27 protein-coding genes, 1 other RNA gene and 1 riboswitch are annotated in these 23,899 nt (G+C 69.3%); of the genes, 14 read left to right on the top strand and 14 right to left on the bottom strand.

Features of this window, described 5'->3' with window-relative positions; translation table 11 throughout:
* Positions 1-64: 64 nt before the first annotated feature.
* From DTA15_RS38030 to DTA15_RS38020, 3 genes are read left to right on the top strand one after another with little or no spacing between them, the layout of a single operon-like run.
* Complete coding sequence (locus DTA15_RS38030) at positions 65-1,576, top strand: leucyl aminopeptidase (protein WP_006484797.1); 1,512 nt, start codon at positions 65-67, stop codon at positions 1,574-1,576.
* A 34-nt stretch (positions 1,577-1,610) separates the two neighbouring features.
* Positions 1,611-2,027, top strand: a complete 417-nt coding sequence (locus tag DTA15_RS38025; RefSeq protein ID WP_006484796.1) for a DNA polymerase III subunit chi — start codon at positions 1,611-1,613, stop codon at positions 2,025-2,027.
* 25 nt (positions 2,028-2,052) lie between these two features.
* Positions 2,053-2,808 (top strand): DUF2486 family protein, encoded by a 756-nt coding sequence (locus DTA15_RS38020; protein ID WP_006493437.1) that lies wholly within the window; start codon positions 2,053-2,055, stop codon positions 2,806-2,808.
* A 137-nt stretch (positions 2,809-2,945) separates the two neighbouring features.
* Here the strand turns inward: DTA15_RS38020 and DTA15_RS38015 are convergent, their stop codons facing one another.
* Together DTA15_RS38015 and ilvD are read right to left on the bottom strand one after the other, a co-directional pair.
* Positions 2,946-3,272 (bottom strand): c-type cytochrome, encoded by a 327-nt coding sequence (locus tag DTA15_RS38015; protein ID WP_006484446.1) that lies wholly within the window; start codon positions 3,270-3,272, stop codon positions 2,946-2,948.
* Between the two features lie 128 nt (positions 3,273-3,400).
* Entirely contained in the window at positions 3,401-5,074 is a 1,674-nt protein-coding gene (gene ilvD, locus DTA15_RS38010; protein ID WP_006484443.1) for a dihydroxy-acid dehydratase, read from the bottom strand.
* A 134-nt stretch (positions 5,075-5,208) separates the two neighbouring features.
* Between ilvD and DTA15_RS38005 the strand changes: the two genes are divergently transcribed.
* Positions 5,209-6,123 carry a LysR family transcriptional regulator gene (locus tag DTA15_RS38005; protein WP_006484440.1) on the top strand — a complete coding sequence of 305 codons (915 nt, stop codon included), beginning with the start codon at positions 5,209-5,211 and terminating at the stop codon, positions 6,121-6,123.
* An 87-nt stretch (positions 6,124-6,210) separates the two neighbouring features.
* Positions 6,211-7,107, top strand: a complete 897-nt coding sequence (gene lgt / locus DTA15_RS38000; protein ID WP_006484447.1) for a prolipoprotein diacylglyceryl transferase — start codon at positions 6,211-6,213, stop codon at positions 7,105-7,107.
* A gap of 123 nt (positions 7,108-7,230) precedes the next feature.
* Here lgt and DTA15_RS37995 read toward each other — a convergent pair whose 3' ends face one another.
* The 5 genes from DTA15_RS37995 to DTA15_RS37975 form a co-directional block, all read right to left on the bottom strand.
* Positions 7,231-7,971 carry an SIMPL domain-containing protein gene (locus DTA15_RS37995; RefSeq protein WP_006484449.1) on the bottom strand — a complete coding sequence of 247 codons (741 nt, stop codon included), beginning with the start codon at positions 7,969-7,971 and terminating at the stop codon, positions 7,231-7,233.
* Between the two features lie 182 nt (positions 7,972-8,153).
* Complete coding sequence (locus DTA15_RS37990; protein ID WP_006478090.1) at positions 8,154-8,615, bottom strand: EVE domain-containing protein; 462 nt, start codon at positions 8,613-8,615, stop codon at positions 8,154-8,156.
* A gap of 311 nt (positions 8,616-8,926) precedes the next feature.
* Positions 8,927-9,108, bottom strand: a non-coding RNA gene (gene ssrS / locus DTA15_RS37985) — 6S RNA.
* Between the two features lie 81 nt (positions 9,109-9,189).
* Entirely contained in the window at positions 9,190-9,504 is a 315-nt protein-coding gene (locus DTA15_RS37980) for a cell division protein ZapA (RefSeq protein WP_006478091.1), read from the bottom strand.
* Entirely contained in the window at positions 9,501-9,851 is a 351-nt protein-coding gene (locus tag DTA15_RS37975) for an ATPase (RefSeq protein ID WP_006478092.1), read from the bottom strand. The genes DTA15_RS37980 and DTA15_RS37975 overlap by 4 nt, the downstream gene beginning before the upstream one ends.
* 154 nt (positions 9,852-10,005) lie before the next feature.
* A riboswitch (cobalamin riboswitch) is annotated at positions 10,006-10,254 on the top strand.
* 42 nt (positions 10,255-10,296) lie between these two features.
* On the opposite strand from DTA15_RS37975, the gene DTA15_RS37970 reads away from it, so the two are divergent.
* From DTA15_RS37970 to cobC, 5 genes are all read left to right on the top strand, one after another.
* On the top strand, positions 10,297-11,400 hold the full coding sequence (locus DTA15_RS37970; RefSeq protein ID WP_006484445.1) for a FecCD family ABC transporter permease: 1,104 nt from the start codon (positions 10,297-10,299) through the stop codon (positions 11,398-11,400).
* Positions 11,397-12,212 carry an ABC transporter ATP-binding protein gene (locus DTA15_RS37965; protein ID WP_006484439.1) on the top strand — a complete coding sequence of 272 codons (816 nt, stop codon included), beginning with the start codon at positions 11,397-11,399 and terminating at the stop codon, positions 12,210-12,212. The genes DTA15_RS37970 and DTA15_RS37965 overlap by 4 nt, the downstream gene beginning before the upstream one ends.
* 61 nt (positions 12,213-12,273) lie before the next feature.
* The gene (gene cobT, locus DTA15_RS37960; protein ID WP_006496112.1) at positions 12,274-13,329 is read left to right on the top strand and encodes a nicotinate-nucleotide--dimethylbenzimidazole phosphoribosyltransferase; all 1,056 of its coding nucleotides are present in this window, start codon (positions 12,274-12,276) and stop codon (positions 13,327-13,329) included.
* A 13-nt stretch (positions 13,330-13,342) separates the two neighbouring features.
* Positions 13,343-14,095: an adenosylcobinamide-GDP ribazoletransferase gene (locus DTA15_RS37955; RefSeq protein ID WP_006484444.1), complete on the top strand. Its 753-nt coding sequence runs from the start codon at positions 13,343-13,345 to the stop codon at positions 14,093-14,095.
* Positions 14,080-14,664, top strand: a complete 585-nt coding sequence (gene cobC, locus DTA15_RS37950; protein WP_006484442.1) for an alpha-ribazole phosphatase — start codon at positions 14,080-14,082, stop codon at positions 14,662-14,664. Before DTA15_RS37955 ends, cobC begins: the two co-directional genes overlap by 16 nt.
* Positions 14,665-14,768: 104 nt before the next feature.
* Here the strand turns inward: cobC and DTA15_RS37945 are convergent, their stop codons facing one another.
* Genes DTA15_RS37945 through cobU form a run of 4 tightly spaced genes read right to left on the bottom strand, consistent with a single transcriptional unit; the run spans position 14,769 to position 18,184 of the window.
* Positions 14,769-15,686, bottom strand: coding sequence for a cobalamin-binding protein (locus tag DTA15_RS37945; protein WP_012492819.1), 918 nt, complete (start codon positions 15,684-15,686; stop codon positions 14,769-14,771).
* Complete coding sequence (gene cobD / locus DTA15_RS37940; RefSeq protein ID WP_006493439.1) at positions 15,683-16,699, bottom strand: threonine-phosphate decarboxylase CobD; 1,017 nt, start codon at positions 16,697-16,699, stop codon at positions 15,683-15,685. Before cobD ends, DTA15_RS37945 begins: the two co-directional genes overlap by 4 nt.
* Positions 16,692-17,636, bottom strand: a complete 945-nt coding sequence (gene cbiB, locus DTA15_RS37935; protein WP_006493435.1) for an adenosylcobinamide-phosphate synthase CbiB — start codon at positions 17,634-17,636, stop codon at positions 16,692-16,694. Before cbiB ends, cobD begins: the two co-directional genes overlap by 8 nt.
* Positions 17,630-18,184 carry a bifunctional adenosylcobinamide kinase/adenosylcobinamide-phosphate guanylyltransferase gene (gene cobU, locus DTA15_RS37930; RefSeq protein ID WP_006484041.1) on the bottom strand — a complete coding sequence of 185 codons (555 nt, stop codon included), beginning with the start codon at positions 18,182-18,184 and terminating at the stop codon, positions 17,630-17,632. The genes cbiB and cobU overlap by 7 nt, the downstream gene beginning before the upstream one ends.
* 75 nt (positions 18,185-18,259) lie before the next feature.
* Between cobU and DTA15_RS37925 the strand changes: the two genes are divergently transcribed.
* From DTA15_RS37925 to DTA15_RS37915, 4 genes are all read left to right on the top strand, one after another.
* Positions 18,260-19,762, top strand: a complete 1,503-nt coding sequence (locus DTA15_RS37925; RefSeq protein WP_012492818.1) for a cobyric acid synthase — start codon at positions 18,260-18,262, stop codon at positions 19,760-19,762.
* Between the two features lie 82 nt (positions 19,763-19,844).
* Positions 19,845-19,982: a hypothetical protein gene (locus DTA15_RS38835; RefSeq protein WP_006484040.1), complete on the top strand. Its 138-nt coding sequence runs from the start codon at positions 19,845-19,847 to the stop codon at positions 19,980-19,982.
* Between the two features lie 149 nt (positions 19,983-20,131).
* Positions 20,132-20,545, top strand: a complete 414-nt coding sequence (locus DTA15_RS37920; protein ID WP_006484043.1) for a DoxX family protein — start codon at positions 20,132-20,134, stop codon at positions 20,543-20,545.
* Between the two features lie 146 nt (positions 20,546-20,691).
* Positions 20,692-21,354, top strand: a complete 663-nt coding sequence (locus DTA15_RS37915; RefSeq protein ID WP_006484037.1) for a ParA family protein — start codon at positions 20,692-20,694, stop codon at positions 21,352-21,354.
* A 131-nt stretch (positions 21,355-21,485) separates the two neighbouring features.
* Here the strand turns inward: DTA15_RS37915 and panD are convergent, their stop codons facing one another.
* From panD to DTA15_RS37900, 3 genes are all read right to left on the bottom strand, one after another.
* Positions 21,486-21,872: an aspartate 1-decarboxylase gene (panD, locus tag DTA15_RS37910; protein ID WP_006484038.1), complete on the bottom strand. Its 387-nt coding sequence runs from the start codon at positions 21,870-21,872 to the stop codon at positions 21,486-21,488.
* Between the two features lie 44 nt (positions 21,873-21,916).
* Entirely contained in the window at positions 21,917-22,756 is an 840-nt protein-coding gene (gene panC, locus DTA15_RS37905) for a pantoate--beta-alanine ligase (RefSeq protein WP_006484042.1), read from the bottom strand.
* A 270-nt stretch (positions 22,757-23,026) separates the two neighbouring features.
* The gene (locus DTA15_RS37900) at positions 23,027-23,899 is read right to left on the bottom strand and encodes a segregation and condensation protein A (RefSeq protein WP_006478106.1); all 873 of its coding nucleotides are present in this window, start codon (positions 23,897-23,899) and stop codon (positions 23,027-23,029) included.

The raw sequence follows: 23,899 nt of genomic DNA, 5'->3' as shown, positions 1-23,899 counted from the left end.
GGGAAAAATAGCGGATAATTGCGGCTTTCATCCTTAGCCCAGATTTTATCCGAGGACAAGCGCGATGGACTTTAGCATAAAAGGCTGTGATTGGAGCAAAGGCGAGGCCAAGGGGTTCCTGACCGGGAAGTCCGACTGCATCGTGCTCGGCATCTTCGAGGCGCAGACCCTGTCGGGCGCGGCGCTCGACATCGACACGGCCACCAAGGGACTGATCTCGCGCGTGGTGAAGGCCGGCGACATGGACGGCAAGCGCGGCAAGACGCTGTTCCTGCACGAAGTGTCGGGCATCGGCGCGTCGCGCGTGCTGCTGGTCGGGCTCGGCAAGCAGGATGCTTTCAATCAGAAAGCCTATAACGATGCGGTGACGGCCGCCTGGCGCGCGCTGCTGGCGACCAAGGTCGTCCAGGTCACGTTCTCGCTCGCGCAACTGCCGGTCGACGAACGCAGCTCCGACTGGGGCGTGCGCGCCGCGATCCTCGCGCTGCGCAACGAGACCTACCGCTTCACGCAGATGAAGAGCAAGCCGGAACCGGCGTCGCACACGCTCAAGCGGGTCGTGTTCAGCGTCGACCCGGCGGACGAAAAGGCCGCGAAGGTCGCGGTCAAGCAGGCCGTCGCGCTCGCGAACGGGATGGATCTCACCCGCGACCTCGGCAACCTGCCGGGCAACGTCTGCACGCCGACCTATCTCGGCAACACCGCGAAGAAGATCGCGAAGGATTGGGGCCTGAAGGCCGAAGTCCTCGGGCTCAAGCAGATCCAGGCGCTGAAGATGGGGTCGTTCCTGTCGGTCGCGCGCGCGTCGGTCGAGCCGCCGCAGTTCATCGTGCTGCACTACCAGGGCGCCGCCGCGAAGGCCGCGCCGGTCGTGCTGGTCGGCAAGGGCATCACGTTCGATACGGGCGGCATCTCGCTGAAGCCGGGCGAGGGCATGGACGAGATGAAGTACGACATGTGCGGCGCGGGCTCGGTGCTCGGCACGATCCGCGCGGTCGCCGAGATGGGCCTGAAGATCAACGTCGTCGCGATCGTGCCGACCTGCGAGAACATGCCGGGCGGCAATGCGACGAAGCCGGGCGACATCGTCACCAGCATGAAGGGACTGACGATCGAGGTGCTGAACACCGACGCCGAAGGCCGCCTGATCCTGTGCGACGCACTCACGTACGCCGAGCGTTTCAAGCCGGCCGCCGTGATCGACGTCGCGACGCTGACGGGCGCCTGCGTGATCGCGCTGGGCGGCCACAACAGCGGGCTGTTCTCGACGAACGACGCGCTCGCGGGCGAACTGCTCGACGCGTCGCGCGAGGCGAACGACCCGGCATGGCGCATGCCGCTCGACGACGAGTACCAGGATCAGCTGAAGTCGAATTTCGCGGATCTCGCGAACATCGGCGGGCGCCCGGCCGGCGCCGTGACGGCCGCGTGCTTCCTGTCGCGCTTCACCGAGAGCTACCCGTGGGCCCACCTCGACATCGCGGGCACCGCGTGGAAGGGCGGTGCCGCGAAGGGCGCGACGGGCCGTCCGGTGCCGTTGCTCGCGCAGTTCCTGATCGACCGCGCCGGCCAGTGATGGCGGGGCTGACGACGCTGCGGGTGCGCGGGCCATGACGCGGATCGATTTCCACTCGAACGTCGGCGATTCGCTCGCATACGCGTGCCGGCTGCTGCGCAAGGCCTATCAGGCCGGGCAGCCGGTCGTCGTGCTCGCGGAGCCCGCGCGCCTGCGCGCGCTCGACGAGCGGCTCTGGACGTTCTCGCCGCTCGATTTCATCCCGCATTGCGGCGTCGACAGCGAGCATGCAGCCGGCACGCCGATCGTGCTGGCCGCCGATCTCGATCGCGCGCCGCATCATCACGTGCTGCTGAACCTCGGCGCGACCGTGCCCGCGCAGTTCGCCCGCTTCGAGCGCCTGCTCGAAGTGGTCGGCAACGCGCCGGACGAGCTGGCCGCGGGCCGCGACCGCTACCGGTTCTACCGCGACCGCGGCTACGCGCTGAACAACTACAAGCAGGGCGGCTAGCCGCAACCGTCGACGGAGTGTTCCCGTGACAGAAGCCGATTCATCCTCGATCCCGACACTGACCGACGTGCTGGTGCCGGGCAAGCCGGCGTCGGCGCGTTCGTCCGCGTCCGCCGCCGCCGCGCCGCACGACCGCGCGGCGATTCCGGTGCTCACCGACGTGATCGCACCGGGCGCCGCCGCTGCCGCGCCGGCCGATTCCCGTCAAACCGAAGCCGACCCCGATTCCGTCGTGGTCGAACCCGTCCCGACGCCGCACGTGCCGGCCGTCGAGCTGCCGGGCGACGTGGCGACGCCGGCCGCCGGGGGCGAGACCGATGCGCCGGCCGAACCCGGCGCCGCGGAGCACGTGGTCGCCGAAGAGGCGGGGGCGACGATGGCGCCGCTGCGCTCGTCGCTGGTCAATGACGACTTGCCGCAGCCCACGTTCGCCGCGATGGCGCACGAAGCGGCCGGGCACGCGCCCGATACGGCGATGCCGGAGGCGGTCCTGCCGAGCGCAGCGCCGCAGCCGGACGCGCAGGCCGCGGACGGGCTGACGCCGGAAGATGCACAGCACATCGCCGAACGGCTGCGCAATCGCCTGACGAATTATCTGACCGGGGCCGGGCGCGAGGCCATCGAAGCGCGTTGTCGCGATGCGCTGCACGAGCATTCGGCCTGGCTGGTCGGCCAGGTCACGCGCGAAGTCGCGCTCGCGCTGGAAACCGAGGTGATGGACTGGGTGCGCGATGCGGTCGATGAAGAGATCGCCCGTCGTCGCGCCGGTCATTCCGGCTGAACGGGCCATCGTTCGCGAACGGGGAGCAGGTGCGGTAAGCGCCTGTGAAGCCGCCGGGAAGGCGCTGGCCGGTCGTTACAGGGCTGCCTTCTTGCGGCGCCCTGCACCCGACGGGGGGCGCCGCGCCGCTATCCGGTTCAGCGTACCGACAGCACCCACTGCGCGAGCGTGTGCGCTTCGGTGCTCGTCAGTTGCGTATTGGCGGGCATCGGCACGCTGCCCCACACGCCGACGCTGCCTTTCACGATCGATTGCGCGAGGTAATCGACGGCATCGCCACGCGCCGCGTACTTGCCGGCGATGTCGCGAAACGCCGGGCCCATCAGCGGCTTGCCGATCGCATGGCAGGCCATGCAGTTCCTGCGCTGCGCCAGGGCGAGCCCGTCGGCCTGGTCGGCACGCGCCGCCGCCGCGCTGCCGGTCAGCAGCATCGCGAGCAGCACGCGCAATATCGTCTGTTTCATGCGGTTCTCCGCCGGCGGGGACGGCCGGCTTCATGGTCCGCGCATTATAGAAGCAAAGGGGAAGCAGGTTTTGCGCGTTCCCCAGGCGGCCCCCGTTTATCGGGGCCGCATGCGATGGTGTCCCTGCCTCAGCCCGTGACCGCCCCCTGGTTCGCCGGCCGCGCGAGCGCCGCGAATTTGGCGAGCACCCCGCGCGTATAGCGCGGCGCCGGTTGCCGCCACGCGGCGCGGCGGCGTGCGAGTTCCGCCTCGTCGACGTTCAGTTGCAGCAGCAGCCGGTGCGCGTCGATCGTGATCGAATCGCCTTCCTGCACCAGCGCGATCGTGCCGCCGACGAACGCCTCCGGCGCGACGTGGCCGACCACCATGCCCCAGGTGCCGCCCGAGAAGCGGCCGTCCGTGATGAAGCCGACCGATTCGCCGAGCCCCTTGCCGATGATCGCGGAAGTCGGCGCGAGCATTTCCGGCATGCCGGGGCCGCCCTGCGGGCCCAGGTAGCGCAGCACGAGGATGTCGCCCGCGCGGATCCGGTCGCCGAGGATCGCATCCATCGCGCTCTGCTCGTCGTCGAACACGCGCGCCGGGCCGGTGATCACCGGGTTCTTCAGGCCGGTGATTTTCGCGACCGCACCGTCTTCCGCGAGATTGCCCTTCAGGATCGCCAGGTGGCCTTCCTTGTACAGCGCGCGGTCGATCGGGAAGATCACGTGCTGATCCGCGCGCGGCACGCTCGGCACGTCCTTCAGCTCGTCGGCGATCGTGCGGCCGGTGATCGTCATGCAGTCGCCGTGCAGCAGCCCCGCATCGAGCAGGATCTTCAGCACCTGCGGAATCCCGCCGGCCCGGTGCAGGTCGGTCGCGACGTACTTTCCGGACGGCTTCAGGTCGCAGATCACCGGCACGCGCTTGCGGATGCGCTCGAAGTCGTCGATCGTCCAGTCGACCTCGGCCGCGTGCGCGATCGCGAGATAGTGCAGCACCGCATTGGTCGAGCCGCCGGTGGCCATGATCAGCGACACCGCGTTCTCGATCGATTCCTTCGTGATGATGTCGCGCGGCTTCAGGTCGCGCTTCACCGCCTCGACCAGCACGCGCGCCGATTCGGCGGCCGAATCGACTTTCTCCTGGTCGGGGTTCGCCATCGTCGACGAATACAGCAGCGACATCCCGAGCGCCTCGAACGACGAGCTCATCGTGTTCGCGGTGTACATGCCGCCGCACGAACCCGACGTCGGGCACGCGTTCTTCTCGACGCCTTCGAAATCCTCCTGCGACATCCGGCCCGCGGTGAATTCGCCGACGGCCTCGAACGACGACACGATCGTCAGGTCGCGGCCTTTCCAGTTGCCCGGGCGGATCGTGCCGCCGTACACGTAGATGCCCGGCACGTTCAGGCGCGCGAGCGCGATCATGCCGCCCGGCATGTTCTTGTCGCAGCCGCCGACCACCACCACGCCGTCCATCCACTGGCCCTGCACGCAGGTCTCGATGCAGTCGGCGATCACTTCGCGCGACACGAGCGAATACTTCATCCCTTCGGTGCCCATCGACATGCCGTCCGAAATCGTCGGCGTGCCGAAGATCTGCGGATTCGCGCCGGCCGCCTTCACGGCATCCACGGCCGCGTCCGACAGGCGCTGCAGGCCGGAATTGCACGGCGTGATCGTCGAGTGGCCGTTCGCGATGCCGACCATCGGTTTGTCGAAATCGTCCTTCTGGTAGCCGAGGGCGTAATACATCGAGCGGTTCGGCGAACGGGCCACGCCTTGCGTGATGTGCTTCGAGCGGCGGTTGTACGACATGGGGGACTCCATCGTTGTATGGGCGTCACCCTGAAGGGCGCGCCGGTTCGGATCGAACAAGCATGGAGTTTCCCGATTGGGATGTCCAATATATTATTTGTCGCCTATTAAGTCGTTTTTCGAATGAGTCGAACATGGCCGATCCGATCCCCGACCTGCGCCAGTGGCGCTATTTCGCGACCGTCGCCGACGAGCGCCACTTCGGTCGCGCGGCCGAGCGCCTGTCGATGACGCAGCCGCCGCTGTCGCAGGCGATCCGCGCGCTCGAGGACGCGTTGGGCGTCGCGCTGTTCGTGCGCACCAAGCGCTCGGTGGCGCTGACGGCGGTCGGCGCGGCGTTGTTGCCGGACGTGCACCGGCTGCTGGCGTCGGCCGATGCACTGCCGCCGCTCGCGCGACGGCTCGCACGCGGGGAGGCCGGCTCGCTGTCGCTCGCATTCGTGTCGACCGCCGATTACGGGCTGTTGCCGTCTTTGCTGCGTGCGTTCGGCGCGCGCTACCCGCAGGTGCGGTTGCAGCTCGCCGAAGCGACGAGCGACGTGCAGATCGACGAACTCGTCGCCGGGCGCATCGACGCCGGGCTCGTCATTCCGCCCGTGCCGCCGCGTCACGCGGCCGGGCTGTCGTACCTGCCGGTCGTGCGCGAGCCGCTGGTGGTCGCGATGCCGGCCGGGGCGTCCGATGCGCCCGAGGACGCGCCCGTGCAGCTTGCCGATGTCGCCGCGTTGCCGCTCGTGATCTTTCCGCGCCGTTTGGCGCCCGGCTTTTATGACATCATTACGGGCTGCTACGGCGCGGCGGGGGCAACCCCGCGCATCGGCCAGGAGGCGATCCAGATGCAGACGATCGTCAGCCTCGTGTCGGCCGGCATGGGCGTCGCACTGGTGCCGCAATCGCTGCGTAACCTGCGGCGCACCGGCGTGGTCTACCGGCCGCTCGCCGGCTCTGCGCCGGTCGTCGAGACGGGGCTCGTGTGGCGCACCGGCGACGTGAGCCCCGTGCTCGCCGGTTTCATCGACGTCGTGCGCGCACAAGGTCTTGCCGCGTGACGTGAACGATGGCGCGCGGGCGCCGTCCAACGCGCGGTGCTGCGCGTGCGACGGCCGTACCGTATTCGAAAACTTCTTCGCTAACCCATGATCATTCACCCGAATTTCGACCCCGTTGCGATCCATCTCGGGCCGCTGGCCGTGCGCTGGTACGGCCTCATGTATCTCGTCGGCTTCATCGCGGCGATCGTCGTCGGCCGGATCCGCCTGAAGCTGCCGTACGTCGCGGCGCAGGGCTGGACCGCGAAGGACATCGACGACATGATGTTCTACGGCGTGCTGGGCACCGTGCTCGGCGGCCGGCTCGGCTACGTGCTGTTCTACAAGGCCGATTTCTACTTCTCGCACCCGCTCGACGTGTTCAAGGTGTGGGAAGGCGGCATGTCGTTTCACGGCGGCTTCCTCGGCGTGACGCTCGCGATGATGCTGTTCGCGTGGCAGCGCAAGCGGCACTGGCTGCAGGTCACCGATTTCGTCGCGCCGATGGTGCCGACCGGGCTCGCGGCGGGGCGGCTCGGCAACTTCATCAACGGCGAACTGTGGGGCCGCGTGACCGATCCGACGGCGCCGTGGGCGATGCTGTTCCCGGGCGCGATGCGCGACGATGCGGCATGGCTGCCGAAGCACCCGGCACTCGTGGAGAAGTGGCATCTCGCCGACGTGTTCATGCAATACCAGATGCTGCCGCGCCATCCTTCGCAGCTCTATGAAATCGCGCTCGAAGGTATCGCACTGTTCTTCGTGCTGTTCCTGTTCGCGCGCAAGCCGCGGCCGATGGGCGCGATATCGGCACTGTTCCTGATCGGTTATGGCCTCGCGCGCTTCACGGTCGAGTTCGCGCGCGAACCCGACGACTTCCTCGGTCTGCTGGCGCTCGGCCTGTCGATGGGGCAGTGGCTGTCGCTGCCGATGATCGTCGCGGGGGTCGCGATGATGGTCTGGGCGTATCGCCGCCGCGCGGCGAACGCGAATGCGGCTGCATGAAGTGATTACGTGACGCGGTATCGATGCACGCGTGATCGGCGCGTGCATCGGCTGCACGGAGGTACATGAAAAACGCCGGCCCTCGGGCCGGCGTTTTCGTTTCCGACAACTGCGCGACGCGCGTTACTTCATCTGCACGGAGCCGTTGACGGTGACCGACACGGTGGCCTTGCCGCCTTCGACCGCGATCGGCGCGCTCATCTTCGCGCTGTCCATCGGCGCCGCGGCCATCGCCATCATGCGCGTGTACGGCTGCACGTTGCGGCCGCTGCCGACGTTCACGTCGCGGATCGTGTAGCTGCTGTAGCCGAACGCCTTCGCGGCTTCGTCCGCGCGGGCGCGGAACGACTTGATCGCTTCCGTCGTGAGCTTTTGCTCGGCCGCGCGCTGCGCTTCCGGCGACAACGAGAACTCGACGTTCGCGACCTGCATCAGGTTCGACAACTGGCCTGCCAGCTTCGACGCCGCGGCGAAATCGCGCGATTCGAGCGCGACCTCGGTGCGGCCGCGCCATGCGGAGATCTTGCCGTCGCGATCGGTGCTCGGATACACGGAGAACGCACCCGTATGCGCGGTGACGCCCGACACGCCCTTCGCCTGCGACAGCGCCGCGTCCGCGCGCTGGTTCAGCTGCGCGGTGAGGCTGCCCGGATCCTTGGCCTGCTGCTCGTAGAACAGCGTGATGTGAATGATGTCCTGCGGCACGTCGGCACTGGCCTGCGACGAAAGCGACAGCACGCCCGCCGGCTCCGGAAAGTGCGGGTTCGCCGTCTGGGCGTGCGCGGCGGGCGACGCGAGCGTCAGCGCGACGGGAACGGCGGCGGCAAGGGCGAGCGACAGCGCGAGTGCGGATTTCTTGGTCATTGTTGGACTCCTTGTGCGAGGGCGCACACGCGGATCACGCGTGCACGACGCGGGCGTACCGCGCGACGAAAAAAACGACAGCCGGCCCGATCGGCCGACAGCGGTTGCTTAGGCCGTGCGAACCGGCCGCGAGTTCCGTCGCGGCGGCGTGTACTGACCAGATTTGACCTTTGGCGCGCGGCCTACTTCATCAACTTTTCGGTGATGAAGCGCCATTCCGCCCGCGTGACCGGCGTGATCGACAGCCGGTTGCCGCGGGCGAGCACGCGCATGTCGGCCAGCTCGTCGTGCTCGCGCAGCGCGGCGAGCGGCACGAGCGGCGACTTCTTCACGAAGCGCACGTCGACGAGCAGCCAGCGTGGCGCTTCCTGCGTCGATTTCGGATCGTAATAGGGGCTTTTCGGATCGAACTGCGTGGGATCGGGGTAGGGCGTCGACGATACTTCGGCGAGGCCCGCGATGCCCGGCTCGGGGCAGCTCGAGTGATAGAACAGCACGCCGTCGCCGATCTTCATCGTGTCGCGCATGAAATTGCGCGCCTGATAGTTGCGCACGCCGGTCCACGGCAGCGAGCGCTGCGGTGCGTTGGCGAGATCGTCGATGCTTGCTTCGTCCGGTTCGGACTTCATCAGCCAGTATTGCATGGATCGTAATCGACGCAGAATGGGCATGAGGGTCTGTTTGCATGCGGAACGCGCATGCGTTGCCACGAGGACGGCCGTTCTCGTGGCAACCCAAACTAAAAATTCAATCCACGGGAATGCCCGAAATCGCCCGTATGGCGGCGTCGCTCGTCACTTGTTTGGCTCGGCCAAACGGCGCTCCTCGCTTCTTGCCTGCTCCCCGCAAGGACGTCCCCTCGGGGGACGAGCGATTTCGGGCATTCGCATGCGCGTTCCGCATGCAAACAGACCCTCAAAAGGAAACGGCATCGGAAGTTCCCGATGCCGTTGGATAGGCCCCCGCCTTGGCCGCTAGGCCGGCATCCTGAACCTGAGGTTCAGAATTGGTCGCAGTTAGCAGCACTTCGGGTACATCAGACAGAGTGACGCGCGCGCCCGTGCTACAAATTTCCGCAACCGTGCACATGGCATTGGTTCAAGGAATATATGACCTTGGCGAACCAGGCAGGGAAGCTGACTGAACTGTGATTCGATGCGCCAATTTGACCACCGTTGACCGTCGAGATCAAGGGGAATCGACGCATCGTTTGAAACGTTACTGCGTCTCGTGCTGTGCGAGCACCGCACCGAGTTGTTCGTTCATCTGGTGCATTGTACGACGGATTTCCTCCGCCGGAAATGCTTCACCATGCCGCACGCTCGTTTGCAGCCGCAGCAATTCCGATGCGAGCGACAGCGCCGCCATCACCGCGATGCGATCGGTGCCGCGTACCGAGCTGTTCGAGCGGATTTTCGACATTTCGGCGTCGACGCGCGCGACCGCTTCGAGCAGCGCCGCTTCGGTCTCGGCCGAACAGGCGAGCCGATAGGGCTGACCGAGAATCGAGACTTCGATCTGCTTGGTGCTCATGCATGTTCTCCGTGGCTGGCCGCGTCATCGCCATCCGTGCGCGCCTGCGCATCCAGCAGGTCGAGCTGGTTGTCGGCTTGCTCCGCGCTCTTCGAGCGCGGCAGCTTTTCGAGAATCGCGTTCAGTTTCACCTGGGCGTCGTCGATCTTCGCCGACAGCGTGTCGCGCTCGGCCGCGAGCGCATTGCGTTCGTCGCGCAGCTGCGCGAGTTCCGCGCGGACCGTGTCCGCTTCCGCGCGCAATTGCGCGACCTGCTCCTCGAGCGCGAGCCGTTCCGAGTGATAGCGCTTGTTCAGCGAAATCAGACGGCCAATATTTTGAGATAGGGTTTCGAGTTCGTTGAGCATTTGCTGCGTCCTCTAAAGACCCAGCATTTTAGCGCGGAATAACGCGCAATCCGACATCTGTAACGTTTCCAGTCGTAACACCCCTGCTTCTTGCCGCGAATAGGCGCGTCCCGCGTGTCTCCGGACGCTTCCTTGACGCTCGCGCGACCGGCTCCTAAACTGGCGCCGCCTCGGTGCTCGCGCGCAGGACGCGCGGTTAAACGGGAAGCAGGGTGCGGGCTCCGCGAGCGCGTCAACCTGCGCTGCCCCCGCAACGGTAAGCGGCCGCGTCGCATGACGCAGGCCGGCTCGGGCGCGTTTCGCGTGCAGGTCGCACGCGGGCGCGGGCCACTGCGCGTCATCGCGCGGGAAGGCGAGCCGGACCGCCGCCAGCCCGGATACCGGCCGAGACGGGGAGCCCGCACGGGCTCCATGACGCGCGGCCTGCGGGGAAGCGGGGCGCGCAATGCTTCACGGAACGTTCTTCGATGCCGACCCCAATCGTCCGCCACGCGCCCCCGTCGCGCCCGGCCGGCCCCTGCAAGCGGATGCGCCGTGCGTCGGGCGCGCGGCCGTGCGCCGCATGAGCGCCGCACGCGCCACTGTCATCTGGGCCGCGCTGGCCGCCGTGGTCGCATTGCTGTTCGTCGCGTCGCTGTCGATCGGCAGCGTGCCGATGTCGCCGTGGCAGGCACTCGCGTCGCTCGTGCCGCACGGCGGCGATACCCTGTTTGCCGATATCGTCCGCACGCTGCGCCTGCCGCGCGCGCTCGCGGGTTTCGCGTGCGGCGCGCTGCTCGCGCTGGCCGGCGCGTTGTTGCAGGTGCTGCTGCGCAATCCGCTCGCGGAGCCGTACGTGCTGGGCGTGTCCGGCGGCGCGGCCGGCTTCGCGCTCGTCGCGATGATCGCGGGCGGCGCGTGGTGGCTCGTCGACGCATCCGCGTTCGCCGGTTCGCTCGTCTCGGTCGCGCTCGTGCTCGGTCTCGCCAGACGCGAGCTGTGGCGCGACGCATCGCCGCGGCTGCTGCTCACCGGCGTCGTGATCGCGGCGGGATGGGGCGCGCTCGTCACGCTGTTGCTGTCGCTCGCGCCCGATGCGCGGCTGCGCGGCATCATCTTCTGGCTGACGGGCGACCTGAACGGCGCGACGGCGCCGTGGTTCGCGTGGGGCGCGCTGTTGCTGAGCGCGTGCGTCGCGCTGCCGGCCGCGCCGCAACTGAACGTACTGCTACGCGGCGACGCGACCGCGCAGGCGCTCGGCGTGCCGGTCGCGCGGCTGCGCGTGCGGATCTATCTCGTCGCGTCGCTGGCCGCGGCCGCTGCCGTGACGACGGCCGGCACGATCGGCTTCGTCGGGCTCGTCGTGCCGCATGCGCTGCGGCTCGCGTTCGGCAACGACCAGCGGATGCTGCTGCCGGCCGCGATGCTCGCGGGCGGTGGCGGCGTGATGGCGGCCGACCTGCTCGCGCGCACCGCGATCGCGCCCGCGCAACTGCCGGTCGGCGTGATGACCGCGTTGATCGGCGTGCCGGTGTTCCTGTGGATGTTGCTGAGGAGGCCGATGCGATGACGGGCGCCACATCGTACGCCGCCGCCGGCGACATGCACTACAGGGCCGTCGACCTGACATTGAAGGCCGGCGCGCGCACGCTGCTCGATCGCTTCACGCACGCGTTCCGCCCCGGCGAGATCTGGTGCGTCGCCGGCCCGAACGGCGCGGGCAAGACGACGCTGCTCGCCACGCTCGCGGGATTGCAGCCGCCCGCTGGCGGACACGTCGAGATCGACGGCCGGCCGCTTGCCGCGTGGCGTCCCGAGCACCTCGCGCAGCGCCGCGCGCTGATGCCGCAGCAATTGCACGATGCGTTCAGCGCGACGGTGTTCGACACGGTGCTGCTCAACCGCTTTCCGTATCTCGGCGGCTGGGGCTGGGAGCGCGACGACGACCGCGCGGCCGCGCGCGATGCGCTGGCGACGTTCGACCTGAGCCCGCTCGCGGCGCGCGACGTGATGTCGCTGTCGGGCGGCGAGCGGCAGCGGGTCGCGCTGGCCGCGACGCTGTGCCAGGATGCGCCGCTGATGCTGCTCGACGAACCGCTCGCGCATCTCGACCTGCATCACCAGATCGACTGCCTGACCGCGCTCGCCGCGTGGCTCGCGGCAGGCCCGCGCACGGTGGTGTTTTCGTGTCACGACCTGAATCTCGCGCGGCGTTTCGCGACGCATGCGCTGCTGCTCGACGGCCGCGGCCAAGCGTGGGCCGGCCGCGTGCACGACGTGCTGACGCCCGAGCGCGCGAGCGACGCGTTCGGCTATCCGCTCGTGCTGATCCGCGAGAACGGCCGCGATGCGCTGCTGCCCGCATGGCCTGCGCGACAATGACGTTTCCCGTTCCGATTTTTCCGATGCGCGGCGCATGCCGCGCGCACGACACGGCTTCTCGATGACGACTCCGACCCAATTCCCGCCCGCGATCGCGCCGCTCGACGACGCACTGCGCAAGCGTCTCCAACATGTGATCGACCACAAGACCAAGCCGCCCGGCAGCCTCGGTCAGCTCGAGGCGGTCGCGCTGCAGATCGGCCTGATCCAGCATACCGAACGGCCGGTCGTGCAGCGGCCCGCGACGATCGTGTTCGCGGGCGACCACGGGATCGCGGCCGAGGGCGTCAGTCCTTATCCGCAGGCGGTGACCGCGCAGATGGTCGCGAACTTCCTGGCCGGCGGTGCGGCGATCAACGCGTTTTCGGGTGTCGCGCAGAGCACGCTCGAGATCGTCGATGCGGGCGTCGCGTCGCCGCTGCCGCTGTCGGACCGGCTGGTGTCGCTGCCGGTCGCGCGCGGCACGCGCAACTTCGCGGCGCAGCCGGCGATGACGCGCGACGAGGCGATGGCCGCGCTGGCCGCCGGCGCGGCGCGCGTTCGCCTGCACGCGTCGCTCGGCACGAACGTGATCGGCTTCGGCGAGATGGGGATCGCGAACACGTCGTCGGCCGCGTGCCTGATGAGCCGTCTGCTCGACGTGCCGATCGACGCATGCGTCGGCCGCGGCACGGGGCTCGACGATCAGGGCCTCGCGCACAAGCGCGCGGTGCTCGGCCGCGCGCTCGTCAAGCATTCGCATGCGATCGCGCCGCTCGACGTGCTCGCGACGTTCGGCGGCTTCGAGATCGCGATGATGACGGGCGCGTACCTCGCGGCCGCGAGCGAGCGGATGACGATCCTCGTCGACGGCTTCATCGCGACCGCCGCGCTGCTCGTCGCCGAGCGCATCGCGCCCGGCGTGCGCGACTACTGCGTGTTCTCGCATACGTCGCACGAGGCTGGCCATCGGCGCATGCTCGAGCATTTCGGCGCGAAGCCGCTGCTCGCGCTCGACCTGCGGCTCGGCGAAGGCACGGGCGCCGCGCTCGCGCTGCCGCTGGTGCGCGCGGCGGCCGCGTTCCTGAGCGAGATGGCGAGCTTCGAATCCGCCGGTGTCGACAATCGTGACGCCTGAGCGCGCGCGCGGCATGCGAGCCGAACTGCGCTACTTCTTCGTCGCGCTCGGCTATTTCACGCGCGTGCCCGTGCCGCGCTCGATCGGCTATGCGGCCGGCGATCTCGACCAGGCCGCGCGCTATTTCCCGCTCGTCGGCGCTTGCGTCGGCGCATGGGGCGCGCTGGTCTATCTCGTCGCGCTGCGCGCGCTGCCACCGTCGATCGCGGTCGGGCTGTCGATGGCCGCGACGCTGCTCGCGACCGGCGCCTTCCACGAAGACGGCCTCGCCGACAGTTGCGACGCGTTCGGCGGCGGCTACACGCGCGACGACGTGCTGCGCATCATGCACGATTCGCGAATCGGCACGTTCGGTGCGGTCGCGCTCGTGATCGCGCTCGGGCTGAAATGGCAGGCGCTGACGTCGATGCTGCCGCTGCGCGCCGCATGGACGATGATCGCCGCGCATGCGGCGAGCCGCGCGATGGCCGTGAGCCTGCTGATGACGCTCGACTACGTGCGGCCCGAAGGCAAGGCGAAGCCGGTCGCGCAACGGATGGGCGCACGCGCGACGTGCGTCGCGGCGGTGTTCGGACTGCCGTGGCTGTTCTGGCCGGACTGGCGCATGGGCGCTGCCGCATGCGTGGCGCTCGTCCTGGTGCGCGCGTGGCTGGCCCGCTACTTCGTGAAGCGGATCGGCGGTTATACGGGCGACTGTCTCGGTTTCGCGCAGCAATTGGGCGAATTGGCGATCTATCTCGTGGTGCTCGGATGGACATCGTCCTGATCCGCCATCCGGCCGTCGGCATCGAGCCGGGCATCTGCTACGGGCGCAGCGACGTGCCGCTCGCCGAATCGGCCGATGGCGGCGCGCAGGCCGTGCGTGCGTATCTGTCGACACTCGGCGCGCCGTTGCCCGAACAGGTCTGGACGAGCCCGCTGACGCGTTGCGCGTCGATTGCCGAACGGCTCGCGCGGGCACTCGACGTGCCGCTGCGGCGCGATGCCGACTGGCAGGAAATGGATTTCGGCGCGTGGGAAATGCAGCGCTGGGACGACATCGACCGCGCGGCACTCGATGCATGGGCGGCCGACCTGATGCATGCGTGCGCGCACGGCGGCGAAAGCGTGGCGCGATTCGTCGCGCGGATTGCGCGGCAGGCCGATGCGATGGCGAAGCTCGACGGCCCGCAATGGGTCGTCACGCATGCGGGCGTGATCCGCGCGTTCGCGTCGCATCTATTGCGTGTGCCGCTCGATACGCTGCTGTCGCGGCCGGTGCCGACGGGCGGGGCCGTCTGGCTGCGCGCGGACGACGACGCACAAGCAGCGGAAGTCGTGCACTGGGACGCGTAGGCGCGGTTGCGTCTGCAGATGACCGACGCCGCGCAGGACCGATCCGCCGCGCTCGCCCGGCGCATCCGATATCGATGCGCGATGCACCCGCCCGCCGCCGGACATCAGCGCGCCGGCCGCCGCGCACGCGCGGCATCCAGGTCCTCGCACAGCGCGGCCGCGCCCTGCGCGATGCGCGGCGACGGCCGCGTCAGCAGATCGCCGTCGATCGCGAACAGGTTGTTGCGCGCCACGGCCGTCAGCGCGGGCCACGCGCGCCAGCGTGCGAGGCTCGGCAGCGGTTCGTTCGAACGGGTCGCCCCGGCGCTCGTCGTCACGATCGCTTCCGGATTCGCCGCGAGCACGGCTTCGTCGGTCACGGTCGGCGCGAGCGGCTTGAGCGACGCGAACACGTTGCGGCCGCCGCAAAGTTCGAACACTTCGTTGATCAGGTGCGTGCCGTTGAGCGTCGTCAGCGGGCGGTCCCACACCTGGAAGAACATCGAGACGGGCGGGCGTGCCGCGTAGCGTGCGCGCAGGGCCGCGATGTCGCGCATGAAGGCGGCCGCGGCGGCATCGGCGGTTGGTTGCGTGCCGAGCAGCGTGCCGAGCCGGCGCAGCGACGACGACACGTCGTCGAGATGCTTCGGTTCACTGAAGAACAGCGGAATGTGCAGCGCGCGCAGCGCGTCGGTCTGCCGCTCGGCGTTGCCGTGCCGCCAGACGACGATCAGGTCGGGCTTCAGCGCGGCGATGCGTTCGAGGTCGAGCGCCTTGTTGTCGCCGACGCGCGGCACCGCTTGCGCGGCGGGCGGATAGTCGCTGTACGTGACGGTGCCGACGAGCTTCGCACCGCCGCCGGCCGCGTAGACGAGTTCGGTCGCGTGCGGCGCGAGGCTGATCACGCGTTGGGCAGGCGCGGGCAACGTGACCGTATTGCCGGCGTCGTCGCGCGTCGAGACGTCGGCGTGGACGAGCGGCGCATGAACGAGCGCGGTCAGCAGCGCGGCCGGCGCGAGCCGACGGAACATGCGCGGACTCATGCGGACGCCTGCAGCAGGGGTACGCATTGCGCGAGCGCGTCGCCGAGGCGCTGCCATTCGGCTTCGCTGCCCGGCAAGCCGACGCGCACGCTCGACGGGGCCGGGAAGTGCCGCGTCCAGATCCCGTGCGTTGCGAGCGCCGCATGCAGCGCCGCGGCGCGCGGGTCGTCGGTCCAGCTGAAGAGCGGTGTCGCGCGGACCGCGAAGCCGTGCGCGCGCAGCAGCGCGGCCAGTCGTTCGCCGTCGGCCGCGAGTCGCTCGCGGGCGGCAGCTTGCCACGCGCGATCGGCGAATGCCGCGGCGACCGCGTGGCGCGCGGGGCCGCCGACGGTCCACGCGCCGAGCGTGTCGCGCAACGCGACGATCTGGGTCGGGCACGCGAGCACGAAGCCCGCGCGAATCCCGGCGAGCCCGAAGAACTTGCCGACCGAGCGCAGCACGACGAGCCCCGGACGATCGGCGTGCGGCGCGAGCGATGGGGCGGCGCCCGTGTCGGCGAACGCTTCGTCGACGATCAGCGTACCGCCGCGTGCCGCCAGTTGCGCATGCCAGCCGAGCAGGCGCGCGGCCGGCACGAATTCGGCGGTCGGATTGTTCGGACTCCCGACGATGACGTGACGCAGCGTCGCGGGCAGCGTATCCGCGTGGATGTCGAGCTCGACGACGCGATGGCCGTGGCGCGCGAACGCGGGTGCGTATTCGCCGTACGCGAGCGCCGCGACGCCGGCGTCGCCGGCCGGCAGCAACGCCGGCAACGCGCGGATCGCGGCCTGGCTGCCGGCGACCGGCAGCACGTGCGCGGGATCGGGCGCGTGGTAGTACTGCGCGGCGCAGGCCGCGAGGCCGTCGCCGTCGTCGGGCAGCCGGCGCCAGGCGTCGGCCGGCACGGGCGGCACCGGGTAGCCGATCGGATTGATGCCGGTCGACAGATCGAGCCACGCGTCGTACGGAATGCCGTGGCGGCGGGCGGCTTCATGCAGGTTGCCGCCGTGCGCGATGGATGAATCAGACATGATGGGTGGCCATGACGAGTGCGCCGCTCGCGACCAGCAGCGCGAGCCACAGCGCGAGCGTGCGCGTAACGAGCGACAGCGCGGCGACGATGTGAAGGGCGGTGGCCGTGGCTCCGGTGCCGAGCACCGGGCGATCCTCGATTTCGCCGTGATAGACGGCCGGGCCGCCGAGCTGCACGTTCAGGCTGCCGGCGCCCGCGGCCATCACGGGGCCCGCGTTCGGGCTGTCCCAGTGGCGCGCCTGCGTGCGCCAGCAGCGCCATGCGGCGGCCGTGTCGCCGAGCAGCGCGTAGCTCGCGGCGGTGAGCCGCGCGGGCATCCAGTTCAGCGCGTCGTCGAGGCGCGCGGCGGCCCAGCCGAAGGTCAGGAAGCGCGGCGTGCGGTAGCCCCACATTGCGTCGAGCGTGTTCGCGAGCCGGAACAGCAATGCGCCGGGGCCGCCCGCGACGACGAACCAGAAGAGCGCGCCGAAGATCGCGTCGTTGCCGTTTTCGAGCGCCGATTCGACGGCCGCGCGCGACAGCGCACCTTCGTCCGCGTTGCTGGTGTCGCGCGACACGATGCGCGCGGTCAGCGCGCGTGCCGCGTCGAGGTCGCGCCGCAGCAGCGTGGCGGCGATCGGCGCGACGTGTTCGGCGAGGCTCTTCGCGCCGAGCGCGAACCACAGCAGCGCGACGTGCAGCGCAGCGGCGAACGGCCAGGGCAGCACGGCGACGAGCCATGTCGCGACGGCCACCGGCGGCACGACCGCCGCGACCCACGCGGCGACGCCGATCACACGGCCGCGCCGGCCCGTGTTCAACGCGGCTTCGATGCGCGCGGCGAGGCGGCCGAACGCGACGAGCGGATGCCAGCCGGCCGGCTCGCCGATGGCGCGGTCGACGATCGCGGCCGCGACCGCGAGCATCGCGACGACCGGCAGCGACAGCATCAGCATGACCGCGCTCCCGCCTTGAGGTCGAGCGGCAGCCCGGCAACCAGCAGCGTGACGCGCGTCGCGAGCGCGGCGACGCGCTGGTTCAGGCGCCCGAGCTCGTCGACGTAGCGGCGCGTGACCGACCCGAGCGGCACGACGCCGAGCCCGATCTCGTTGCTGACGACGATCACCTTCGCGCGTGCGCCGCGCAACGCGTGCTCGAGCCGCTCGACCTGCGCCGCGTAGTGCGCATCATCGAGCGGTTCGCCGTCGGCGGGGCACAGCAGGTTCGTGAGCCACAGCGTCAGGCAGTCGACGAGCAGGCACGCGTGCGGATCGTCGAGCCGCGCGAGCGTGCCCGCGAGATCGATGGGCGCGTCGGCGAACCCCCATTCGGCCGGCCGGCGCGCGCGGTGATGCGCGATGCGCTGCGCGAATTCGGCATCGGCGGCGGTGGCGGTCGCGATGTAGGTAACGCGGCGGCCGCTGTCGGCGGCGAGCCGCTCGGCATGCGCGCTCTTGCCCGAGCGCGCGCCGCCGAGGACGAAGGTGAGGTCGTGCGGAATCATCGCGTGATTGTAACGGCGCGCACGACCCGGCGCGGGCGATAATGCCGCCTTTGCTTCGCGACGACCTTTGACACGATGAATGCACCCGAGCCGCGGCCGCGCGGCACGCTGATGATCCAGGGCACGACGTCCGACGCGGGCAAGAGCACGCTCGTCGCGGGCCTGTGCCGCCTCGCGCGCCGCGGCGGCGCGCGCGTGGCCCCGTTCAAGCCGCAGAACATGGCGCTCAACAGCGCGGTGACGGCCGATGGCGGCGAGATCGGCCGTGCGCAAGCGCTGCAGGCGATGGCCGCCGGCGTCGCGCCGCATACGGATTTCAATCCGGTGCTGCTGAAACCGACGAGCGACCGCGGCGCGCAGGTGATCATTCACGGCAAGGCGCGCATGAACCTCGACGCGCGGGCGTATCACGACTACAAGCCGGTCGCATTCGATGCGGTGCTCGAATCGTACGCGCGCCTGCGCGCCGGTTACGACACGGTGATCGTCGAAGGCGCCGGCAGTCCGGCCGAGATCAACCTGCGCGATGGCGACATCGCGAACATGGGGTTTGCCGAGCGGGTCGACTGCCCGGTCGTGCTCGTCGCCGACATCGATCGCGGCGGCGTGTTCGCGCATCTGGTCGGTACGCTCGCATGCCTGTCGGACAGCGAGCGCGCACGTGTGCGCGGCTTCGTGATCAACCGCTTTCGCGGCGACCTCAAGCTGCTCGAACCAGGGCTCGACTGGCTGCGCGCGCGGACGGGCAAGCCGGTGTTCGGCGTGCTGCCGTATCTGCACGGGCTGCTGCTCGACGCGGAGGACATGCTGCCCGCGCAGGCGCGCAGCGCCGCCGCACGGGGCGATGCCGGCGTGCTGCGCGTGGTGGTGCCCGCGCTGCCGCGCATCAGCAACCACACTGATTTCGATCCGCTGCGCGCGCATCCGCAGGTCGAATTCACGTACTGGAAGAGCGGCCCGGTGCCGGACGCCGACCTGCTGATCCTGCCCGGTTCGAAGAGCGTGCAGCGCGACCTCGCGTGGTTGCGCGACGCGGGCTGGGACGCGCTGATCCGGCGCCATCTGCGCTACGGCGGCAAGGTGATCGGCATCTGCGGCGGCATGCAGATGCTCGGCCGTACGCTCGACGATCCGCTCGGCCTCGAAGGCGCGCCCGGCAGCGTGCCGGGGCTCGGGCTGCTCGATTTCGACACGATGCTGCAGCCCGACAAGACGCTGAAGAACGTGACCGGGCACGTCGCGCTGCCGGGCGAGGCTGCCGTGCGCGGCTACGAGATCCATATGGGCGACACGCGCGGGCCGGCGCTCGCGACGCCCGCGCTGATGCTGGCCGCCGATACCGCGCAGGGCGGCGCACGTCCCGACGGCGCGAGATCGGCCGACGGCCAGATCCTCGCGACCTACGTGCACGGGCTGTTCGACGCCCCCGACGCCTGCGCGGCGCTGCTTGCATGGGCAGGGCTCGACGGGACGGCCCGCATCGACTACCCGGCGCTGCGCGAGGCGTCGCTCGAGCGGCTGGCCGACACGTTCGCCGAGCACCTCGACCTCGACGCGCTGTACGCCGAGTTTCGTTGAGGCCGCGCCGGTCCGTCCTCGCTTTTTCCGCCCGATCGCGTACAACAGAGGAGGGCGGAGGTCCGCCCGAAGGAGGGCGACGATGAGGGCGCGATGGTGGTGGAGCGTACTGCTCGCGGCGCTGCTGGGCGGGTCGGCGGCGGCGCATGCGTGCGATTCGTATGCGCCGGGCGGCGGCCAGTCCGGCGGCGATGCCACGCAAGGCAAGGGCGGCTACTGAGCAGGATGCGGGGCATGGTCGGTCATGCCCTTTTTTGTGGTCCGATTCATTCTTTTGTGGAATCAATTTAAGCGAATTGGCGTGTTTATCGGCAGATTCGATTCGAATAGAGTGCGATCCATTCCCATCCACTCACGAAGGAATCCGTCATGAACTCCACCCGCCTGAACGATTTCGCCGCGACGCTGTTGCGCGTCGCACTCGGCGTGCTCTACCTCGCGCACGTCGCGCAGAAGGTGTTCGTCTTCACGCTGCCCGGCACCGCGCAGTTCTTCGCGTCGATCGGCCTGCCGGGCTGGCTCGCATACCTGACCACGTCGGTCGAACTGGCGGGCGGCCTGGCGCTGCTCGCGGGGTTCCGCGTGCGCATCGCCGCGCTGGTGCTGCTGCCGTTCATGCTCGGCGCGGTCGCCGCGCATCTGCCGAACGGCTGGAGCTTCGCGTCGCCGAACGGCGGCTGGGAATATCCGGCGTTCTGGGCCGTCACGCTGGCCGTGCAGGCCCTGCTGGGCGGCGGCGCGTTCGCGATCGGCGCGAGCGGGGCCGCGGTCCGGCGCGCGTGACGGGAACGAAAGCGGACGCCGGCGGCCCGGTTCGACGTGACCGGTTCCGGTCACCCCCCCGTTTGCCGATATCATCGCTCCCTGTATCCGCAATCGAGCGGCGCCTGCCATGCGGCCGGCGCCGCGCGGCTTTTTCGGGGGAATTCATGACGGTCATCGTGGTGGCGAATCCGAAGGGCGGCGTGGGGAAGAGCACGCTGTCCACCAATCTAGCCGGCTATTTCGCGGCGCAGGGCGCGTGGGTCGCGCTGGCCGACCTGGACCGGCAGCAGTCCGCGCATGCGTGGCTCGACCTGCGGCCGGCCGGGTTGCCGGCGATCGAGGCGTGGGATCTCGATCCGGAGGCGCCATCGAAGCCGCCGCGCGGCCTCGAATACGCGGTGATCGATACGCCGGCCGGCCTGCACGGCACGCGGCTCAACGTCGCGCTGCAACTGGCCGACAAGGTGATCGTGCCGCTGCAGCCGTCGATGTTCGATATTCTCGCGACCCAGCAGTTTCTGGAGCGCCTCGCCGGCGAGAAGGCCGTGCGCAAGGGCAGCGTCGAGGTCGGGATCGTCGGGATGCGGGTCGACGCGCGCACGCGCTCGTCCGACCAGTTGCACCGGTTCGTCGAGGGGCTCGGCCTGCCGGTGCTCGGCTACGTGCGCGACACGCAGAACTACGTGCAGATCGCCGCGCACGGCCTGACGCTGTGGGACGTCGCGAAAAGCCGCGTCGAGAAGGATCTCGAACAGTGGCGGCCGATCGTCGAATGGGCCGAACGCCGCGCGCCGAAGGCCGAGAAGGCCGCCAAGGCAGCGTCCTGAACGCCCGGCCGTCCGGCCGATGCGACCTCCAATGAGAAAGGGCCGGATCCCGTCGCGTACGGTATCCGGCCCTTCGGTCGCCAGCGGCATCGCTGCACCGCGCGCCACGGCACGCGGGCATGCCGCTCAGGTCACGTCCAGTTCTGCGTCGGCACGTGATCGCGGTGGCCCTTGATCTTGTTGCCTTCGTCGATGAACACGAGCTTCGGCTTCCAGCCGGCCTGCAATTCGGCTTCGTCGACCATCGCGAACGCCGCGATGATCACGAGGTCGCCGAGCTGCGCGCGGCGCGCGGCCGAGCCGTTCAGCGAGATCATCCCGCTGCCGCGCTCGCCCTTGATCGCGTACGTCGAGAAACGCTCGCCGTTGTTGATGTTCCAGATGTCGATCCGTTCGTTCTCGATGAGGCCCGCCGCTTCGAGCAGGTCTTCGTCGATCGCGCACGAACCTTCGTAGTGCAGTTCGCAGTGCGTGACCGCCGCGCGGTGGATCTTCGATTTGAGCATGTGGCGCTGCATGGTGTCTCCGTGATGCGTCGTGAGAGGCGCGGGCGGGCCGCCCGTCAGATTTCCAGGTTGTCGATGAGGCGCGTCGCGCCGAGTTTCGCGGCCGCGAGCACGACGAGCGGCTCGCCGGCTTCGAGTTCGGCGGCGCTCGGTGCGATCAGGTTCGCGCGGCGGCGGATCGCGATGTAGTCGGGCACCCAGCCGCGTTCGGCCAGGTGCGTGTGCGCGTGCTGCTCGAGCTTGCCGAGGTCGCGCTCGCCGCCGAGCACGCTGTCGCGCACGCGCTGCAGCGTTTTCGCCAGCTCGGGCGCTTCCCTGCGCTCGTCGGGCGTCAGGTAGCGGTTGCGCGACGACAGCGCGAGGCCGTCCTCGTCCCGCACGGTCTCGGCCGCGACGATCTCGACCGGCAGCGCGAGCTGCTGGCACATGCGGCGCACGATCATCAACTGCTGGTAATCCTTCTTGCCGAACACGGCGACGCGCGGCTGCACGCAGGACATCAGTTTCGTGACGACCGTGCACACGCCGGCGAAGAAGCCGGGCCGGAACTCGCCTTCGAGAATCCCGCCGAGATCGTCCGGCGGCAGCACGCGGTATTCCTGCGGCTCAGGGTACATGTCGCGCTCGGTCGGCGCGAACAGCACGTACACGTTTTCCTGCTGCAGCTTCTCGATATCGTCCTGGAGCGTACGCGGGTACTTGTCGAAATCCTCGTTCGGGCCGAATTGCAGCCGGTTGACGAAGATGCTCGCCACGACCGGGTCGCCGTGCTGGCGCGCGAGGCGCATCAGCGACAGGTGCCCTTCGTGCAGGTTGCCCATGGTCGGCACGAACGCCGTGCGGTTCTGTCCGCGCAGCTGGTCGCGCAGTTCCTGGATCGAGCTGATGACTTTCATGATCGGGTAGCGGGTTCCTCGCGCAGGCGCGCGTTGGCGCCGCAGCAGCGGCGTCGGGGTCGAAGCGGAGAACGCCGGCGCGCGGGCGGCGCATCGGGCGTCGGCGGATTGTAGAGGATTTGGCCGCGCGACGCATCGATAAAAGAACGATCGTTCGCTTTTTATCGAGGCTTGCCGGATACGTGTCGGATACGCGCCGGACGGCCACCCGCCGCGGCGAAGCGGCGAGCGTCGGAGCGAACCGGGAACGGGAGGCGACGGGGGCGGCCCTTATGCGGGCAGGTACGCGAGACGCACGTAGATCGGCGCGAACGGCTCGGCCTGCGTGATCTCGAGCAGCGATTCGCGCGCGAGTTCGAGCATCGCGATGAAGTTCACGACGACGACCGGCACGCCGCGCGACGTGTCGAACAGGTCGGCGAACTCCATGAAGCGCGCGTTCTGCAGCCGGCGCAGGATCAGGCTCATGTGTTCGCGCACCGACAGCTCCTCGCGGGAAATCTTGTGGTGCTGGACGAGTTTCGCGCGCTTGAGCACGTCGGCCCACGCGGCGCGCAGGTCGTCCGAATTCACGTCGGGAAAGCGCGGCGTGACGCTTTGCTCGATGTATACCTCGGCGCGCAGGAAATCGCGGCCGAGCTGCGGCAGCTGGTCGAGCCGCTGCGCGGCGAGCTTCATCTGCTCGTACTCGAGCAGCCGGCGCACGAGTTCGGCGCGCGGATCCTCGGCTTCCTCGCCGGTGTCGGCCTTCTTGACAGGCAGCAGCATCCGCGACTTGATCTCGATCAGCATCGCGGCCATCAGCAGGTACTCGGCCGCGAGCTCGAGGTTCGACGCGCGGATCTGGTCGACGTAGCCGAGATATTGCGCGGTGACCTGCGCCATCGGGATGTCGAGCACGTTGAAGTTCTGCTTGCGGATCAGGTACAGCAGCAGGTCGAGCGGGCCTTCGAACGTCTCGAGGAACACCTCGAGCGCATCGGGCGGGATGTAGAGGTCCTGCGGCAGCTTGAAGAGCGGCTCGCCGTACAGGCGTGCGAACGCCGCGACACCGTCGACCGTGTCGGGCGTCGAATCGGCGCCCGCGGGCGCGGCGATCGCGTCGTCCTGCCGGGCGGCGCTGGCCTCGTCGGCGGCGCTCAC

The organism is Burkholderia cenocepacia, from assembly GCF_900446215.1.
Lineage (GTDB): Bacteria > Pseudomonadota > Gammaproteobacteria > Burkholderiales > Burkholderiaceae > Burkholderia > Burkholderia cenocepacia.
Note: the sequence above shows the minus strand (reverse complement) of the source record. Positions and strands in the feature narration are given on the sequence as shown.